This is a genomic window from Nitrobacter sp., from assembly GCF_051535235.1.
Taxonomy (GTDB): domain Bacteria; phylum Pseudomonadota; class Alphaproteobacteria; order Rhizobiales; family Xanthobacteraceae; genus Nitrobacter.
The window spans coordinates 23083-38527 of record NZ_JBPPLZ010000012.1 but is presented as its reverse complement, the minus strand read 5'-3'; the positions used below and the strand labels follow the sequence as shown (position 1 = coordinate 38527).

Sequence of the window (15445 nt, the reverse complement as noted above, 5' to 3'; positions counted from 1 at the left end):
TCCTTCCATTATAAGCCCCAACTTACAGCATTCAGCCCCCGCATTCGGGCGGGCGCGCCTATCCGCAGGCGTCATCCGGAAAATCCGACAACAACATTCTGCAAGGACCCCGACATGGCCGTTCCAAGAAGAAAAACATCGCCTTCGCGGCGTGGCATGCGCCGTTCGGCGGACGCAATCAAAAAGCCGACCTATGCCGAGGACAAGGATTCCGGCGAACTGCGACGCCCTCACCATCTCGATCTGAAGACCGGCATGTATAAGGGACGTCAGGTTTTGAAGGCCAGGAGCGACTCCTGATCCGGCCTCATTTCTGGGCTCGGGGACAACAGGCCGGGAATGACCCGGAATAAATGACCCGGAATAAATGACCCGGATAAGGAGCGAGAAGGCAGGGTGGGTTCGGCGCGATTCAGCCCTTCCGCTTGAATGAAGGAGGCTTTGCCGATGTCCATGATCGGTTTTCCGCTGCTCCTTATTCCTCTCGCGATCTGCAACATCATCGTCTTCCTGATGCCGGGCGTCCTGTTGACGGAGCCCGTTTTCACGTTGACGCTGGTGTCTGGCGTGGCGTTGCCGGTGGCGCTCGGTGACGTGCTGCTTGCGCTCGGCATCGTCCTCCTGCTGCTCGAGATCATCAAGAGCTCCCGTGCCGGCGGCAAATACCTCACCGACCATGTGCTGGCGCTGGTGGTGTTCGGCGCGGCCGCGGCGGAATTCGTGATGCTGCCGCAGTTCGGTTCATCGACCTTTTTCATGCTGACGCTGCTGGCGCTGGTGGACTTCCTGTCCGGTATCGCCTTGCGGACCCGGCGGCCGGCCCGCGCGAAGGCCGTACCCCCGCCACCGGCCACCGAGGTCCCGGCGTCCGAGCCGCGTTTCGATCTGCCCGTTTCCACGCCGGCCTCTGTTTCGCCGCTCGCGTCCGGCGGTCCAACGGTTGCGTCCATCGCCGAACCGGTTGCGACCACCACGCCGGAGACGGTGGTCGTTCATCTGGAAAGCCCCGTGGACGGGCAGCCTCCTGACATTCCGGCGGCCGGCGTCGAGCCGGGCAGCGGAACGCCGACACCGTCCGGTGAGCCCTCCAAATCCAAGCCAAACCTGCCGCCCGCTTCTTAAAATATTGGAATCGACCACTTTCACGATTCTGGGTCGATTCGACCCAAAATCAGCGTGATCTTAAATGACGCGCAGCAGCCGCGGAGCCGCTTGCGCGTTGTCCTGGTTCTGTTCGTTCGTTGAATGATAGGCGGCGCGCGCAACTTGCGGCTCGGCCCGGCGCAACACCCGCGTTTGCGGGCTGTGCTGCTCCATGGCGATCAGTTGCGTGACGAAGTACGCGTCATGGCGCGCCGGGGATCGCGAAACCGGCGGACGCTCGGCGGGCGCGATGACGGTTATTTCCGTTATCTTCGCTGTTTCTGTTGCCTCCGCGGCGCCTGCTCGTCTTGTCGCGAAGTCGTCGTTCCGCGCATTGACGGCGGTTGCGGCGATGCGGTCGGTTTGCGTGATCATCATTGTTATCCCACCCGGGATGTGCTGTTTCGGGACACCACATCCGCCTTTGCGATGGGCCTCGCAAGGGCCGTGCCGTGGGCCATAAGGGCCGGCGTGAACCGGGTCCCGCGGCAAAGGACCGGCTTTCCGGGTGTTTATGAGCTTTGCCTGGCGGCAGGGAGGTCCTATGCTTCAAAATGGAATCACCTGTCTGCGTCCCAAAATGAGGCGACCGTGACCTCCGCGACCTCACCGGCAGCCAAGTCTCCGCCCGGCGCAAGCACGCCGCAGATTGCTGGCGGGCCGACCGGCCGGCCGGAGGTCTCGTCCATTCTCGCCGCGCTTGGTGGGGCTGCCTTTGTCTGGGATGTGGCCAGCGATGGCATGACCTGGACCGACGGGGCGGTGTCGATCTTCCGGGATATCGAGCCGGCCTCGCTCGCAACCGGCGCCGGGCTGGCCCGGCTGATCGAGCCGTCGGGGTCGATCCGGGCCGATATCCTGCGGGCCACGGCTCATGAGCGGCGCCCGGGGGAGGCCGTGGCCTACCGCATCGAATATGGCGTGCGCGCCAGCGCCTCGGCGCCGATGCTATGGATCGAGGAATCCGGCTGCTGGTTCGCCGGTGCCGACGGCAAGGTGGTGCGTGTCGAAGGCATCGTGCGGCTCGAGAACGAGCGGCGCGCCCGCGACGAGCAGCTTGTCAGGCTGTCGCAGAACGACGCCCTGACCGGCGAACTCAATCGCACGCATCTGACGGCCGCGCTCGCCGCTGCGATCGAGGAAGCGGCGCGCTATCGGTCGTCGTTCGCGTTCCTGCTGCTCGGCGTCGACCATCTTGCGCGCATCAACGATGCCTTCGGCTTCGATGTCGCAGACGAGGTGATCGGCGACATCGCGAAGCGTATTCGCGCGCGCCTGCGTGGCGGCGACGTGCTCGGCCGCTTCTCCGGGAACAAGTTCGGACTGATCCTGATGAACTGCACGAGCGACGACATGAATGTCGCCGCGGAGCGGCTTCTGGCCGGCATTCGCGACGAGATCGTGCCGACCAGGTCCGGGCCGGTCTCGGTCACCGCCTCGATCGGTGCGGTCCTCGCCCCGCGTTACGCGCGCACGGCCGATGAAGCGATCAATCGCGCCCAGGAAGTCCTCGAAGCCGCCAAAAGCCGCCGCAGCGGCTCGTTCGCGGTATGGCGGCCCGATGTCGCTCGAGACGCGCAGCGACGGACCAACATCCGGGTCACCGACGAGATCGTCACCGCGCTGAACGAGCGGCGCATCCTCACCGCCTTCGAGCCCGTGGTCGATGCACGCACGCGCGAACCGGCGTTCTATGAGTGCCTGGTGCGGATGCGTCAGCAAAACGGCCAGTTCCTTCTCGCGCCGGACGTGGTGCCGGTCGCGGAGAAGCTGGGCCTGATCCGCCTCGTCGACCATCGCGTGCTCGAGCTTGTGATTGCCGAACTCGCCGCAGCGCCCGGCGTCCGGCTCAGCATCAACATCTCGCCGGAGACAACGATGGATGCCGACTGGTGGGCGGCGATCGAATCATTGATGGGCGCGCATCCCGGCGTTGCCGAACGCCTGATCGTCGAGATCACCGAAACTGTTGCGATTCAGGATATCGACGGCGTCAGGGAATTTGTCACGCGGTTGAAGAACTTCGGCAGCCAGATTGCGATCGACGATTTCGGCGCCGGCTACACCTCGTTCCGCAACCTGCGCAAGCTCGGCGTGGACATCGTCAAGGTCGACGGCGCGTTCGTGCAGAATATCGCAAGCTCTCCGGACGATCGGGCTTTCGTGCAGACGCTGATCGATCTGGCGCGGCGGCTCGATATCAGGACGGTGGCCGAATGGGTTCAGGACGAGCAATCCGCCGTCATGCTGCGTGACTGGGGCTGCGACTACATCCAGGGGCAGTTGATCGGTCTTGCTTCGCCGGCGCGGCCCTGGAGCGGCTCCGAGGCGGTTCCGGCAGCGTAATACTGACGTTGAGGCGGATGGCCCCGCACGTGCCCCTGCACATGCGCCCGCGGGTCGTTACGTGGCGTCGACGCGGCGGAAACCGTTCCACATGGCGGTGGCGGCGCCCGACGTCAGCACCGGCAGGACGCGGGCGGTCTGATAATTTCCGTTGAGGGAAATCCGCGGCAGCGCCGTCGGATGCCCCGCATTTTCCGGAAAAATCATGCCGGGTCGCGTGGTGACGGCTGTCTTGAAGCCGGTCCCGCTGGCGAAAGCGAACTCGCGCGGCCCTGCAGCGCGGCGATCGCCATAGGGATAGGCGAGGTGGGCGACTGGACGCTGCAAGGCCGCTTCGATCCGGGTCCGGCTGGCGGCCATCTCCTGAAGCGCCTGCTGCTCGCTTCGCTTCGCGAGGTTGCAGTGGCTGATGGTATGCGCGCCGATGGTGACCAGCGGATCGGCGGCGAAGGGTTTCAGCTCGTCCCAGGACAGACACAACTCCCGGCTGATAGCGGACTCGTCGACGCCATGGCGTGCGCACAATTCGCTGATCGCGGGCGCGATGTTGCGATCGTCCGGCAGGGCGCGCAGCAGATCGTGAATTTGAATGAACGCAGCCTGCTTGTTTTCGACCGTGCTGGCATCGAGACGAATGGACGTGTCTCCGATCGTGCTGTCGATGCGGTCGGCAACCGCGATGATGCGTTCGAGCGTGATCCACCAGATGCGACCGGCCCAGTCTGCGAAGTCGTTCGCGACATAGACCGTGAGCGGCGCGTCGTATTCGCGCATCGCTGGTAGCGCGAAGTCGCGGTTGTCGCGATAGCCGTCGTCGAAGGTGAAGCAGGCGAACCGTCGCGAGAAATCGCGTTCGCTCAAGCGGCGATGCATCTCGTCGGCGGTCACGATATCGATTCCGAGCGAGCGGACATGGGCAAGCGTCATGCGCAGAAATTCAGGGGTTACTTCCAGGTGACGATTGGGCTGGAACGGACTGTCTCGGCGCGGCCGCACGTGGTGCAGCATGAAGATCGTTCCGATGCCCGCGAACATTGGTCGCAGCAGATGATGAGCGCCGCTGAAATACAGCGCCTCAAGTCCGGTGCGAATGACGACGTCGCGAAGCTGCTTCATCGGGTTGACCAGCCGACCTTATTGTCGATCACGTCTTTAGTGGGAAACGGTTGAAGAAACGGTTATCCGAACCTCCGGGCCGCGGCGACGAGGCTTCCGCCCTATTTCCGGTTTGACAGCCCGGCAAGGGTTTGTTTTCTCTTCATTTCCAGCACGCTGCCGGCCGAATCAGCCATCCCGGCCTTGCCGGGTGCGCGCTTCAGATGCTGGCTCGGCTCGCATGATCCGGTCCGCTATCGAGCGGGCAAGTTTTGCGCGACACAGGATATCGAATGCGCGGATTTTTCAGGTGGAGCAGCAAATGGTGGCCGGGCGTCATCCCCCTTGTCATCCTCTGGCTGTTGGCCGCCTGGACGACCACAGGTCCGCTGGAAGCCGATCTGAGCGCGCATGCCGACGCCGCGCTTAAGGGTAGCGTTCTCGACAAGACCACGATCAGCGCGGCCGGCCGGGACATCACGTTCTCCGCCGAGGCGTTTTCGGATCAGGAGCGCAGCAACGCGGTCGCCTCGGTCGAGGCCGTGCCGGGTGTGCGGCTGGTCAACGATCGCACCGCGCTCGTTGCCGAGGCCAAGCCGTTCGTCTGGACCATCGAACGCGGGGTCGGAAAGGTGACGCTCAGCGGCAACGCACCGTTGCCGGTGGTCAGGAATAAGCTGCTGGATGCCGCGCGCACGACGTTTTCCGGTATCGACATCGCCGACCACATGAATTTGTCGCGCGGCGCACCGCTGCGTTTCGAAACGGCAGCCGCATTGCTGATCGGCGAAATCGGCAAGCTCAAGACCGGCAAGGCCACGATGTCCGATATGACGGTGAACCTGTCGGGCATGGCGCGCGAGCTCGGCGGCCGCGAGGCGATCGCGGCGGCGCTGAAAAACCTGCCGGAGGGATATTCTGTCACCAACGACATTCAGGCCCCGCCATATATCTTCGAGGCCAACAAGGATCCGGTTGCCGCGACGCTGACGTTGACCGGATATGTGCCCGACAATGCCGTTCATGCCGCGATCGTCGCATCCGCCGGCCGCAAGTTCGGCGAGAAGGTTGTCGACAAGCTCAAGGCCAGTCTCGGCGCGCCGGCGGGGTTTGATGCCGTCGTCACACGAGCGCTCGGATCGTTGTCACGGCTGTCGACGGGAAGACTTGTGGTCTCCGACCGGGACGTCGAGCTTTCCGGCGACGCGCTGTACGATGCGGCGGCAAGGCAGCTCCGCGCCGATCTGCCCAAGGACCTGCCCCGTGGTTGGCAGGCGAAGCCCGAAGTGTCGGTCAAACCGGCGGCGGCTCCGGTCGATCCGGCGGTCTGTCAGCAATTGTTCGCCGACCTGCTGGGCAAGCGCACGATCCAGTTCGAGACCGGCCAGGCCACGCTTGATCCGGATTCCATCGGCCTGCTGGACCGGCTGACGGAAACCGCGCTGCGCTGTCCAACGGCGACGATCGAGATCGTCGGCTATACCGACAGCGATGGCGATGCTTCGTTCAATCAGACACTATCCGAGCGGCGTGCGCAGGCCGTCGTGGACTATCTGGTGAAAGCCGGAATGCCTTCCGATCGCTTCAAGCCGATCGGCAACGGCAGCACGCAGCCGATCGCCACCAACGACACCGAAGAGGGCAAGGCCAAAAATCGCCGCATTGATTTCATTGTGAGGCAGTAAGGACATGGTCTATCTGGCGGAGTTTCTCTGGGGCTGGCTCGCTGGATCGTTTCTGCTGGGTTTCGCCATGGGCTGGATCGCGGTAGTCCATCGCGGCCGGGGGGTCACGAAGCGGGTCGCGCAGGCGCTGTCCATATTTGTCGCAGCGCTCGTCGTCGCGGCGGTGACGCATGTGGTTCCCGGTCGGTTCGGTTACTGGCTCGACCTTGGTTTGGTAATGTTTGGAACCTATCTAGTGGGGTGCGCGATAGGGTCGTGGCTGCGCGACAGGGTTGTATCGCGCCAGGCGACCTCCGGCGAACCGCCGGGACGCTCTTGATTTGTTGAAACAATATTCTGATTTTTTGAAATAAAAGGCTTTGTTAACGCCGGCGGAATTCCACTAGGAACCAGTACACGCTACGACGTTGTCCACGTGAATGAATGCGGAATGGCGATTGTTTCGTCGTGGACCGCAATTCGAGGTCTCGATGCTAGGATCAATACGCAGAGCGATCTCGGTTCTGCGCCGGAACCAAATCCTGCACAAGCTCGGTGTTGCGATCAGCGTCACGATCATTGTGGTCGCATTTTATGTGCTGGTCCATATCCTCAGGGACATCGATCTCGACGAGGTTATGGAAGCTGTCCGGCGGACCGAGATGCGCTCGATCGCGCTGTCGGGCCTGTTTGTCGCCGCCGGCTATTTCACGTTGACGTTCTACGACCTGTTCGCGGTTCGGGCGATCGGCGTCACGCATATTCCTTACCGCGCCACGGCGTTCGCGGCCTTTACCAGCTATTCGGTCGGCCACAACGTCGGCGCCAGCGTCTTCACCGGCGGCGCGGTGCGCTATCGCATCTATTCCGCCTGGGGACTGAACGCGGTCGATGTCGCGAAGGTCTGTTTTCTGGCCGGTCTGACTTTCTGGCTCGGCAACGCCGCCGTGCTCGGGCTCGGCGTCGCCTATCATCCCGAGGCTGCGACCAGCGTCGATCAACTTCCGGCCTGGTTCAATCGGCTGATCGCGATCGTGATTATTCTCGGTCTGATCGGGTACATTGTCTGGGTTGGAATCCGGCCGCGTCGTGTCGGCAGTGGATCGTGGACGGTGGTTCTGCCGGGCGGATCGCTGACGCTGCTGCAGATCCTGATCGGAATCGTCGATCTGGGGTTTTGCGCGCTCGCGATGTACGTGCTGGTTCCGGACCAGCCCAATGTCGGCTTCGTCTTTGTTGCCGTGATTTTCGTGTCCGCGACGCTGCTCGGCTTCGCGAGCCATTCGCCGGGCGGCCTCGGCGTGTTCGACGCTGCCATGCTTGTCGGTCTCTGGCAGATGGACAAAAAGGACCTGCTGGCAGGCATGCTGCTGTTCCGGCTGCTCTACTATGTTGTGCCTTTCGTTATTTCCATCATCCTGCTGACGTTTCGGGAAGTTGTCATCAGCACGCGCATGAAGCGCGCGCGTGACGCGCAGCCGGAGCCGAGCGGCGAGCCAACGGCCAAGGTGACCTGCCTGGGGAAGCATGGCGACTCCGGCGCCTGACAGCATTCACGCGGCCGCGGAAGGAGCCGCTTCGCGGATGCCCGTGTTCGCTGTGAAATCCGCATCCTGGGCGGATCGGTTGCGCCGTTCGGCGCTTATTCTGCTGGTAGCCGGGCTCGTGCTGGCCGCGCTCGCCGTATTCGGCGGCCTGCAGCCTTCCCGCGCCATCGCCGCGTTTGTCTGCATCGCCGCTGCGGCGCTGGTACCCTGGCAGGTTCACGATCCGGCCGCGTCGCGCGAAACCGAACTCGGCGCCAATCCGGTGGAGACCGCGGCGGCGTATGCCATCATTGCCGGCATGCCCGATCCCAACGTTCTGCTCGATCGGGCCGGCCGCGTCATCCATCTCAATGCCGCTGCGGCGCAGCTCGTGCCGGCGTTGCGCAAGAACGAGCTCGCGCAATTCGCGCTGCGGTCGCCCGAGATCGTCACGGCGTTGCGCGAGGCGATCGCAACGCGGGAAACGCGGCGGGCGACCTATCTCAATCATGTTCCGGTCGATCGCTGGATGGAATTGATCATCACGCCGGTTCCGGTGCCGACCGCGTTTGGCGGCATCGATCATTGCATGCTGTTGACGTTCCACGATCAGACGCCGTTGCGGCGGGTCGAGGAAATGCGCGCCGACTTCGTCGCCAATGCAAGCCACGAACTGCGCACGCCGCTGGCGGCATTGTCGGGCTTCATCGACACGCTGCAGGGCCCGGCACGCGACGACCCCGGCGCCCGCGACCGCTTTCTCGGCATCATGCACGCTCAGGCGACACGCATGGCGCGGCTGATCGACGATCTGCTGTCGCTGTCGCGGGTCGAACTGTCGGCACATGTGCGGCCGGACGCGCTTGTCGATCTCATTCCGATCGTGCGTCAGGTCGTCGACGGACTCGAGCCGCTGGCCGTGGAGCGTCAGGTCGACATCGAGGTTTCATTGCCGAACACGCCGGTTATGATCGCCGGCGATCGCGAGGAGTTGCTGCGACTGTTCGAGAATCTGATCGAGAACGCGCTGAAATACGGCGCGTCGGGCGGCAGGATCGTGGTGTCGTCGATGATGGATGCGGCGCCCGACGGTGTTCCGGAATTCCGGGTGGTGGTGCGGGACTTCGGTCCCGGCATCGCGCCCGAACATTTGCCGCGCCTCACCGAACGTTTCTATCGCGTCGATGTCGGCGACAGCCGTGCTCAGGGCGGTACCGGCCTGGGCCTGTCGCTGGTGAAACACATCCTGAACCGTCATCACGGCCGCCTGCTGATCGAAAGCGTGCCCGGCAAAGGCGCATCCTTCACGGCGGGTTTTCCACCGGCGCAGGCGATCTCCCCCGCCTGAAGGTCAATGGTTGCAACGGCTTGCCGCTGTCATCCCGCTGTCGTCAAACCTTCGTAAAAGCAGCATCGACCGCACTTAGACGGGCGTCATGAGCGCATTTGCTCTGCTCGATACGAGGGAGACCACACATGAATTTCTTCAAGGCCATCGCCGCCGCCGGCCTCGTTGCCGCCTCGGCGTCCGCCCTTTCGCTTCCGGCGAGGGCGGCTGACATCACCGGCGCGGGCGCGACCTTCCCGTTTCCGGTCTATTCGAAATGGGCCGATGCCTACAAGAAGGAGACTGGCAACGGCCTGAACTACCAGTCGATCGGGTCGGGCGCCGGCATCAAGCAGATCCTCGCCAGGACCGTGACCTTCGGCGCGACCGATGCGCCGCTGACGGCCGAAAAGCTCGACAAGGATGGCCTCTTGCAGTGGCCCATGGTGATGGGCGCGATCGTCCCCGTCGTGAATGTCGAAGGCGTGAGGCCCGGTGAACTGGTCCTTTCGGGCGAACTGCTCGGCGACATCTATCTCGGCAAGGTCACCAAATGGGATGATCCGGCGATCGCAAAGCTCAACCCGAAGCTCAAGCTGCCCTCGGCTGCGATCGCCGTCGTGCATCGCTCGGACGGGTCGGGCACCTCGTTCAACTTCACCAACTACCTGTCCAAGGTGAACGCCGAGTGGAAGGCGAAAGTCGGCGAGGGTACCGCGGTCGAGTGGCCGGCGGGCGTCGGCGCCAAGGGCAACGAAGGCGTCTCCGGCAATGTCGGCCAGACCCGGAACTCGATCGGCTATGTCGAGTATGCCTACGCCAGGCAGAACAGGCTGGTCTACGCCGCGCTCATCAACAAGGCCGGCAAGACGGTGCAGCCGACCGTCGCCGCTTTCCAAGCCGCGGCCGGCAACGCTGACTGGGCCCATGCGCCAGGTTACTACGTGATCCTGACGGATCAGCCGGGTGAGGCTTCGTGGCCGATCACCGCGGCGACGTTCATCCTGATGCAGAAGGAGCCGGTCGACAGAGCGGCCTCCACCGAGGCCATCAAGTTCTTCAAGTGGTCGTTCGAGAAGGGCGGCAAGATGGCCGAGGAACTGGACTACATCCCGATGCCGGAGTCGGTCGTCAAGCAGATCGAGAAGACCTGGACCTCCGAGATCAGGAGCTGATCGCGGCCATGGAGGAGCGCGCCATCGCGCTCCTCCATTCTTCAGGAGCCCTTGCGAGAAAGCGTTTCCAGCAAGACTGCCGGACATCATGCGCAGTGGGAAACAGGAGACGAGCGTGGCGGAAATGATCGTTCATGGCAGCGCGATGGAGCAGGCGGGCTCTCATGACCGCGTCCGCGCGCTGAACGCCTTCAGGCTCGGCGACAAGGCGTTCTACTGGGCCACGCGGATCTGCGCGATCCTGGTCCTGTTGCTGCTCGGCGGCATCATCGTTTCGCTGATCGTCGGGTCATGGCCCGCCATTGTGCAGTTCGGAAGCGCGTTCCTGACGACGCAGCGCTGGGCGCCGTCCGCCGAACCGCCGGTACTGGGCGCGCTGAGCCCGCTCTATGGCACGATCCTGACCTCGGTCATCGCCATGACGATCGCGATCCCCGTCGGCATCGGAATTGCGGTTTTTCTCACCGAATTGTGCCCGCTGTGGGCGCGCAGGCCGATCGGCATGGCGATCGAACTGCTCGCCGGCATTCCCTCGATCATCTACGGGATGTGGGGCTTCTTCATCCTCGGCCCGTTCCTTGCGAATACGGTGCAGCCATTCTTCATCGACCTGTTCGCGGGCGTGCCGGTCCTCGGCTCGATCTTCGGCGGTCCGCCGTCCTATTTGAGCCTGTTCAACGCCTCGCTGATCCTCGCGATCATGGTGCTGCCTTTCATCACCGCGATCTCGCGCGACGTGTTCGCAACCGTACCGCCGGTGTTGAAGGAGGCGGCCTATGGCGTCGGCTGCACCACCTGGGAAGTCGTGCGCCACGTCGTGCTGCCCTACACGCGCGTCGGTGTCATCGGCGGCGTCATGCTGGGGCTCGGCCGCGCGCTCGGCGAGACCATGGCGGTGACGTTCATCATCGGCAACTCGTTCCGCATCTCGCCGTCGATCTTCGCGCCCGGCACCACGATTTCCGCGGCGATCGCCAGCGAGTTCGCCGAGAGCGACGGCCTGCATCAGTCGAGCCTGATGCTGCTCGGCCTGCTGCTGTTCGTGTTGACGTTCTTCGTCCTCGCGGCGGCGCGCTTGATGCTGCTGCGGCTGGAGAAGAAGGCAGGGAAATAGGCATGATCCGAAAAAGCGGAAAACGGACTTTGCGGACAAATGAATACGTCTGTTCAGAGATCGCACCTGTTCGGGTGAAGTCATGAATCCGATTTATGCGTCCCGCCGCCGACGGGACATCGTCGTCCGCGCTTTGTGCTTTGCCGCCGCCGCCTTCGGCGTCTCCTGGCTCGGGTTCATTCTGTTCACGCTGTTCTACAACGGTCTCGCCGGGATGAGCTGGCAGATCTTCACCCAGAACACGCCGCCGCCCGGCGCCTCCGAAGGCGGCCTCTCGAACGCCATCGTCGGCTCCGTCATCATGACCGTGATCGGGGTCGGGGTCGGCGCGCCGATTGGCCTGTTCGCTGGCACTTATCTTGCCGAATACGGCAGGCACGACCGTCTTTCGCCGGTGATCCGCTTTATCAACGACATCCTTCTCAGCGCGCCTTCGATCATCATTGGACTGTTCATCTATGGCGCGGTCGTGGTGCCGATGCGAGGCTTCTCGGCGCTCGCGGGCTCGCTCGCACTTGCGGTGATCGTCATTCCGGTCGTGGTGCGCACCACTGAGGATATGCTGATGCTGGTGCCGAACTCGCTGCGCGAGGCGGCCTCCGCGCTCGGTCTGCCGCGCTCGCTTGTCATCAGGCGCATCGCCTATCGCGCGGCGCGGGCGGGACTGATCACCGGGGTGCTGCTCGCCACCGCGCGCGTGGCGGGCGAGACAGCACCTCTGCTGTTCACCGCGCTGAGCAACCAGTTCTTCAGTATAGACCTGACGAACACGATCGCGAACCTTCCCGTCACCATCAACAACTTCGTGCAGAGCCCCTACGCCTACTGGAAGGATCTGGCGTGGAGCGGCGCGCTGCTGATCACGCTGGCCGTGCTGGCGCTGAATATCGGCGCGAGGTTGATCGGCTCTGAGAGGACCGCAAAATGACCGATGTTTCCGCTGCCGTCTCCGCGCGTGCCGCCGTTCCGGCATCGTTGATCGATCTCGACGCTCCGGCCAAGATTGCCGTCCGTAACCTCAATTTCTATTACGGCCAGCACCATGCGCTGAAGAACGTCAACCTGTCGATCGCCGCCAATCGCGTGACCGCCTTCATCGGTCCCTCGGGTTGCGGCAAATCGACCCTGCTTCGTATCTTCAACCGTATGTACGACCTCTACCCCGGCCAGCGCGTCGAAGGTCAGGTGCTGCTCGACAATACCGACGTTCTCGACCCCAGGCTCGATCTCAATCTTCTGCGCGCGCGGGTCGGCATGGTGTTCCAGAAGCCGACGCCGTTCCCGATGACGATTTATGAAAACATCGCGTTCGGCATCCGCCTGTACGAGAAATTGCCGAAATCGGAGATGGATGGTCGGGTGGAAAGGGCGCTGCGCAACAGCGCCTTGTGGAATGAAGTCAAGGACAAGCTCAACGCCAGCGGGCTCAGCCTCTCCGGCGGCCAGCAGCAGCGGTTGTGCATCGCGCGGACAGTCGCGGTGCGGCCGGAGGTGATCCTGTTCGACGAGCCGTGCTCGGCGCTCGATCCGATCTCCACCGCCAAGGTCGAGGAACTGATCGACGAACTCAAGGATCACTACACCATCGCGATCGTCACCCATAACATGCAGCAGGCGGCACGGGTCTCGGACACCACCGCGTTCATGTATCTCGGCGAGATGGTCGAGTTCGGACCGACCAACAAGCTCTTCACCTCGCCCGCCGACCGCCGCACCCAGGATTACATCACAGGCCGCTTCGGCTGACGTTGCGCGCGTATGCGCGGGGAGGATTGAAATGGCTTTCGAACACACCGCCAGGGCTTTCGACGACGATCTGCAGGAGCTGACCCGGCTGGTTTCCGAGATGGGCGGCCTTGCCGAGCGGCAGATCGTGGAGTCCGTCGATGCGCTGATCCGCCGCGATGCTGCGCTCGGCGCGCGCGTCGTCGACACCGACGCCGAGATCGATCAGTTGCAGCGCATGATCGAGGAGCGTGCCGTGCGCACCATCGCGCGGCGACAACCGATGGCGGTGGACCTGCGCGCGATCGTCGGCGCCATGCGGGTCGCCATCGATCTGGAGCGGATCGGCGATCTTGCCAAGAACATGGGCAAGCGCGTGGTCGCGCTCGACAGCGATTTCCATCCGCTGAAGCTGATCCGCGGTCTGGAGCACATGACCGACCTCGTGCAGTCCCAGGTCAAATCGGTGCTCGATGCCTATGCGGCGCACGACCTGCCGTCGGCCATGGCGGTCTGGAAGGGGGACGAGGAGGTGGATGCCATCTGCACGTCTTTGTTCCGCGAACTTCTGACCTACATGATGGAAGACCCGCGCAATATCGGGTTCTGCATCCACCTGATGTTCTGCGCCAAGAACATCGAGCGGATCGGCGATCACGCCACCAATATCGCGGAGACCGTGTTCTACATGATCGAGGGCCAGCAGATGCTCGACAAACGTCCCAAGGGCGATATGACGGGATTTGCGTCGGTTTCTGGAAACTGAAACGACAGCGGGCGGGACACCAATGGCGGCACGCATTCTGGTTGTCGAGGACGAGGAGGCGCTCACGACGCTCTTGCGCTACAACCTCGAGGCCGAGGGTTACGAGGTCGAAGCGGTGGCGCGCGGCGACGAAGCCGATACGTGGCTGAAGGAGCGTATTCCCGACCTCGTGGTGCTGGACTGGATGCTGCCGGGGTTGTCCGGCATCGAACTGTGCCGCCGTCTGCGGGCGCGTCCCGAGACCAGGCAGCTACCGATCATCATGCTCACCGCCCGCGGCGAGGAGAGCGAGCGTGTGCGGGGGCTTGCGACCGGCGCCGACGACTACGTCGTCAAGCCGTTCTCGGTGTCGGAGCTTCTGGCGCGGGTCAAAGGCTTGCTGAGGCGCGCGAGCCCGGAGCGGCTCGCGACGATCCTGAGCTTTGGCGACATCGAACTCGATCGCGACAAGCACCGCGTCTGGCGTTCCGGGCGGCAGGTCGATCTCGGTCCGACCGAGTATCGCCTGCTGGAATTCTTCCTCGAGCATCCCGGCCGGGTGTTCAGCCGCGAGCAACTGCTCGACAGCGTCTGGGGCCGCGACATCTACATCGACGAACGTACCGTTGACGTTCACATCGGTCGGCTTCGCAAGCTGCTCAATCCCGATGGCGAGCCGGATCCGATCCGCACGGTGCGCGGTGCTGGTTACGCGCTGGACGAGCAGTTCGCGAAGGCGGCTGAGTAATCGCTGTCGCCCCCTGCGAACGCAGGCCCATAAGCCTGAACATCTCTGTTTTGACAAAAGGCGGGATCAGCGCTGTCGTGACACTACGGCAGCAGTGGTCAGGGGTCCCTGCGCTTTGGCAGGGAGGACATCATGCATGCCGCTTTACCGTGCCTTCGGCGAGTGCCGGCGCCGGTCTGCGGCCGGCTGATAGGCGATGCGCGAGTGGTGCGCGCAATAGGGCAGGCCGGAGAGCGCTTTGCCACCGCAGAAGAAGAAGTCCGGTGTCGAGGGATCGCCGACCGGCCAGTGGCAGGTGGCTTCGCTGAGTTCGAGCAGCGACAGCCGTTGGCTCATCGGCACCACATTGTCGTAGGCGATCGGATCCGGCTCGAGTTCGACCTCGAAGGCGTGCGCGAGCGCGGTGTTGCCGCGGGAGACGGGACGTGACACCCGCATCATGTGCTGCGCCGGGCGGGCCTTGCGCGGCCGTGGAACCGCTGACGAAGGGCTTTTGGCGCGGCCCGACAGGCCGAGCCGATGTACCTTGCCGATTACCGCATTGCGCGTCACGTTGCCGAGTTCGGCGGCGATCTGACTTGCGGAGAGACCCGCCTCCCAAAGCTTTTTCAGTTGCTCGACGCGGTCGTCGGTCCAGGTTATCACCGTCATCGCACGTTTCCCTTGTGTCACGCGTGCCTGCGCTAAGGCCGCACCTGAAAGCGTTCCCCTGAAAACCCGTGTGGGCAGAATCCCTTAGCCCTCGCCGGGCGGAAAAATCGCCAGGACGCTTACGCCGAGAACAGGGACCTTCGAGGATCAAAAACGCCGCACGAGATGTCGTATCCGACGGCTCTA

16 protein-coding genes are annotated in these 15445 nt (G+C 63.6%); 13 read left to right on the top strand and 3 right to left on the bottom strand.

The window, feature by feature from the left end; translation table 11 throughout:
* Window positions 1-114: 114 nt before the first annotated feature.
* Together rpmF and ACS3WA_RS13870 are read left to right on the top strand one after the other, a co-directional pair.
* A complete protein-coding gene (rpmF, locus tag ACS3WA_RS13875; protein WP_292616917.1) occupies window positions 115-300 on the top strand; it encodes a 50S ribosomal protein L32 in 186 nt (61 codons plus the stop codon).
* A gap of 147 nt (window positions 301-447) precedes the next feature.
* Window positions 448-1122: a hypothetical protein gene (locus ACS3WA_RS13870; protein WP_438279098.1), complete on the top strand. Its 675-nt coding sequence runs from the start codon at window positions 448-450 to the stop codon at window positions 1120-1122.
* A 60-nt stretch (window positions 1123-1182) separates the two neighbouring features.
* Here ACS3WA_RS13870 and ACS3WA_RS13865 read toward each other — a convergent pair whose 3' ends face one another.
* Complete coding sequence (locus ACS3WA_RS13865) at window positions 1183-1518, bottom strand: hypothetical protein (protein WP_438279097.1); 336 nt, start codon at window positions 1516-1518, stop codon at window positions 1183-1185.
* 273 nt (window positions 1519-1791) lie between these two features.
* On the opposite strand from ACS3WA_RS13865, the gene ACS3WA_RS13860 reads away from it, so the two are divergent.
* Window positions 1792-3489 (top strand): EAL domain-containing protein, encoded by a 1698-nt coding sequence (locus ACS3WA_RS13860; protein WP_438279135.1) that lies wholly within the window; start codon window positions 1792-1794, stop codon window positions 3487-3489.
* A 57-nt stretch (window positions 3490-3546) separates the two neighbouring features.
* Here ACS3WA_RS13860 and ACS3WA_RS13855 read toward each other — a convergent pair whose 3' ends face one another.
* Window positions 3547-4605: a polysaccharide deacetylase family protein gene (locus ACS3WA_RS13855; protein ID WP_438279096.1), complete on the bottom strand. Its 1059-nt coding sequence runs from the start codon at window positions 4603-4605 to the stop codon at window positions 3547-3549.
* A 272-nt stretch (window positions 4606-4877) separates the two neighbouring features.
* On the opposite strand from ACS3WA_RS13855, the gene ACS3WA_RS13850 reads away from it, so the two are divergent.
* From ACS3WA_RS13850 to phoB, 10 genes are all read left to right on the top strand, one after another.
* Window positions 4878-6269, top strand: a complete 1392-nt coding sequence (locus tag ACS3WA_RS13850; RefSeq protein ID WP_438279095.1) for an OmpA family protein — start codon at window positions 4878-4880, stop codon at window positions 6267-6269.
* A gap of 4 nt (window positions 6270-6273) precedes the next feature.
* On the top strand, window positions 6274-6588 hold the full coding sequence (locus ACS3WA_RS13845) for a hypothetical protein (protein ID WP_438279094.1): 315 nt from the start codon (window positions 6274-6276) through the stop codon (window positions 6586-6588).
* A 151-nt stretch (window positions 6589-6739) separates the two neighbouring features.
* On the top strand, window positions 6740-7795 hold the full coding sequence (locus ACS3WA_RS13840) for a UPF0104 family protein (RefSeq protein ID WP_438279093.1): 1056 nt from the start codon (window positions 6740-6742) through the stop codon (window positions 7793-7795).
* A 37-nt stretch (window positions 7796-7832) separates the two neighbouring features.
* The gene (locus ACS3WA_RS13835; RefSeq protein WP_438279092.1) at window positions 7833-9122 is read left to right on the top strand and encodes an ATP-binding protein; all 1290 of its coding nucleotides are present in this window, start codon (window positions 7833-7835) and stop codon (window positions 9120-9122) included.
* Between the two features lie 128 nt (window positions 9123-9250).
* Window positions 9251-10276 (top strand): phosphate ABC transporter substrate-binding protein PstS, encoded by a 1026-nt coding sequence (pstS, locus tag ACS3WA_RS13830; protein ID WP_438279091.1) that lies wholly within the window; start codon window positions 9251-9253, stop codon window positions 10274-10276.
* A gap of 124 nt (window positions 10277-10400) precedes the next feature.
* Entirely contained in the window at window positions 10401-11390 is a 990-nt protein-coding gene (gene pstC / locus ACS3WA_RS13825; RefSeq protein ID WP_438279134.1) for a phosphate ABC transporter permease subunit PstC, read from the top strand.
* 82 nt (window positions 11391-11472) lie between these two features.
* Window positions 11473-12318, top strand: coding sequence for a phosphate ABC transporter permease PstA (pstA, locus tag ACS3WA_RS13820; protein ID WP_438279090.1), 846 nt, complete (start codon window positions 11473-11475; stop codon window positions 12316-12318).
* On the top strand, window positions 12315-13136 hold the full coding sequence (gene pstB, locus ACS3WA_RS13815) for a phosphate ABC transporter ATP-binding protein PstB (RefSeq protein ID WP_438279089.1): 822 nt from the start codon (window positions 12315-12317) through the stop codon (window positions 13134-13136). Before pstA ends, pstB begins: the two co-directional genes overlap by 4 nt.
* A 31-nt stretch (window positions 13137-13167) precedes the next feature.
* A complete protein-coding gene (gene phoU / locus ACS3WA_RS13810) occupies window positions 13168-13881 on the top strand; it encodes a phosphate signaling complex protein PhoU (RefSeq protein ID WP_438279088.1) in 714 nt (237 codons plus the stop codon).
* A 22-nt stretch (window positions 13882-13903) separates the two neighbouring features.
* On the top strand, window positions 13904-14608 hold the full coding sequence (gene phoB / locus ACS3WA_RS13805; RefSeq protein ID WP_438279087.1) for a phosphate regulon transcriptional regulator PhoB: 705 nt from the start codon (window positions 13904-13906) through the stop codon (window positions 14606-14608).
* Window positions 14609-14752: 144 nt separating this feature from the next.
* Here the strand turns inward: phoB and ACS3WA_RS13800 are convergent, their stop codons facing one another.
* The gene (locus tag ACS3WA_RS13800) at window positions 14753-15259 is read right to left on the bottom strand and encodes a GcrA family cell cycle regulator (protein ID WP_438276136.1); all 507 of its coding nucleotides are present in this window, start codon (window positions 15257-15259) and stop codon (window positions 14753-14755) included.
* Window positions 15260-15445 lie beyond the last annotated feature (186 nt).

What these genes read in the sequence shown, in the direction of transcription:
- rpmF (WP_292616917.1), top strand. Translation starts at nt 115, where the DNA reads ATGGCCGTTCCAAGAAGAAAAACATCGCCTTCGCGGCGTGGCATGCGC.
- ACS3WA_RS13870 (WP_438279098.1), top strand. Translation starts at nt 448, where the DNA reads ATGTCCATGATCGGTTTTCCGCTGCTCCTTATTCCTCTCGCGATCTGC.
- ACS3WA_RS13865 (WP_438279097.1), bottom strand. Translation starts at nt 1,518, where the DNA reads ATGATCACGCAAACCGACCGCATCGCCGCAACCGCCGTCAATGCGCGG.
- ACS3WA_RS13855 (WP_438279096.1), bottom strand. Translation starts at nt 4,605, where the DNA reads ATGAAGCAGCTTCGCGACGTCGTCATTCGCACCGGACTTGAGGCGCTG.
- ACS3WA_RS13850 (WP_438279095.1), top strand. Translation starts at nt 4,878, where the DNA reads ATGCGCGGATTTTTCAGGTGGAGCAGCAAATGGTGGCCGGGCGTCATC.
- ACS3WA_RS13845 (WP_438279094.1), top strand. Translation starts at nt 6,274, where the DNA reads ATGGTCTATCTGGCGGAGTTTCTCTGGGGCTGGCTCGCTGGATCGTTT.
- ACS3WA_RS13840 (WP_438279093.1), top strand. Translation starts at nt 6,740, where the DNA reads ATGCTAGGATCAATACGCAGAGCGATCTCGGTTCTGCGCCGGAACCAA.
- ACS3WA_RS13835 (WP_438279092.1), top strand. Translation starts at nt 7,833, where the DNA reads ATGCCCGTGTTCGCTGTGAAATCCGCATCCTGGGCGGATCGGTTGCGC.
- pstS (WP_438279091.1), top strand. Translation starts at nt 9,251, where the DNA reads ATGAATTTCTTCAAGGCCATCGCCGCCGCCGGCCTCGTTGCCGCCTCG.
- pstC (WP_438279134.1), top strand. Translation starts at nt 10,401, where the DNA reads ATGATCGTTCATGGCAGCGCGATGGAGCAGGCGGGCTCTCATGACCGC.
- pstA (WP_438279090.1), top strand. Translation starts at nt 11,473, where the DNA reads ATGAATCCGATTTATGCGTCCCGCCGCCGACGGGACATCGTCGTCCGC.
- pstB (WP_438279089.1), top strand. Translation starts at nt 12,315, where the DNA reads ATGACCGATGTTTCCGCTGCCGTCTCCGCGCGTGCCGCCGTTCCGGCA.
- phoU (WP_438279088.1), top strand. Translation starts at nt 13,168, where the DNA reads ATGGCTTTCGAACACACCGCCAGGGCTTTCGACGACGATCTGCAGGAG.
- phoB (WP_438279087.1), top strand. Translation starts at nt 13,904, where the DNA reads ATGGCGGCACGCATTCTGGTTGTCGAGGACGAGGAGGCGCTCACGACG.
- ACS3WA_RS13800 (WP_438276136.1), bottom strand. Translation starts at nt 15,259, where the DNA reads ATGACGGTGATAACCTGGACCGACGACCGCGTCGAGCAACTGAAAAAG.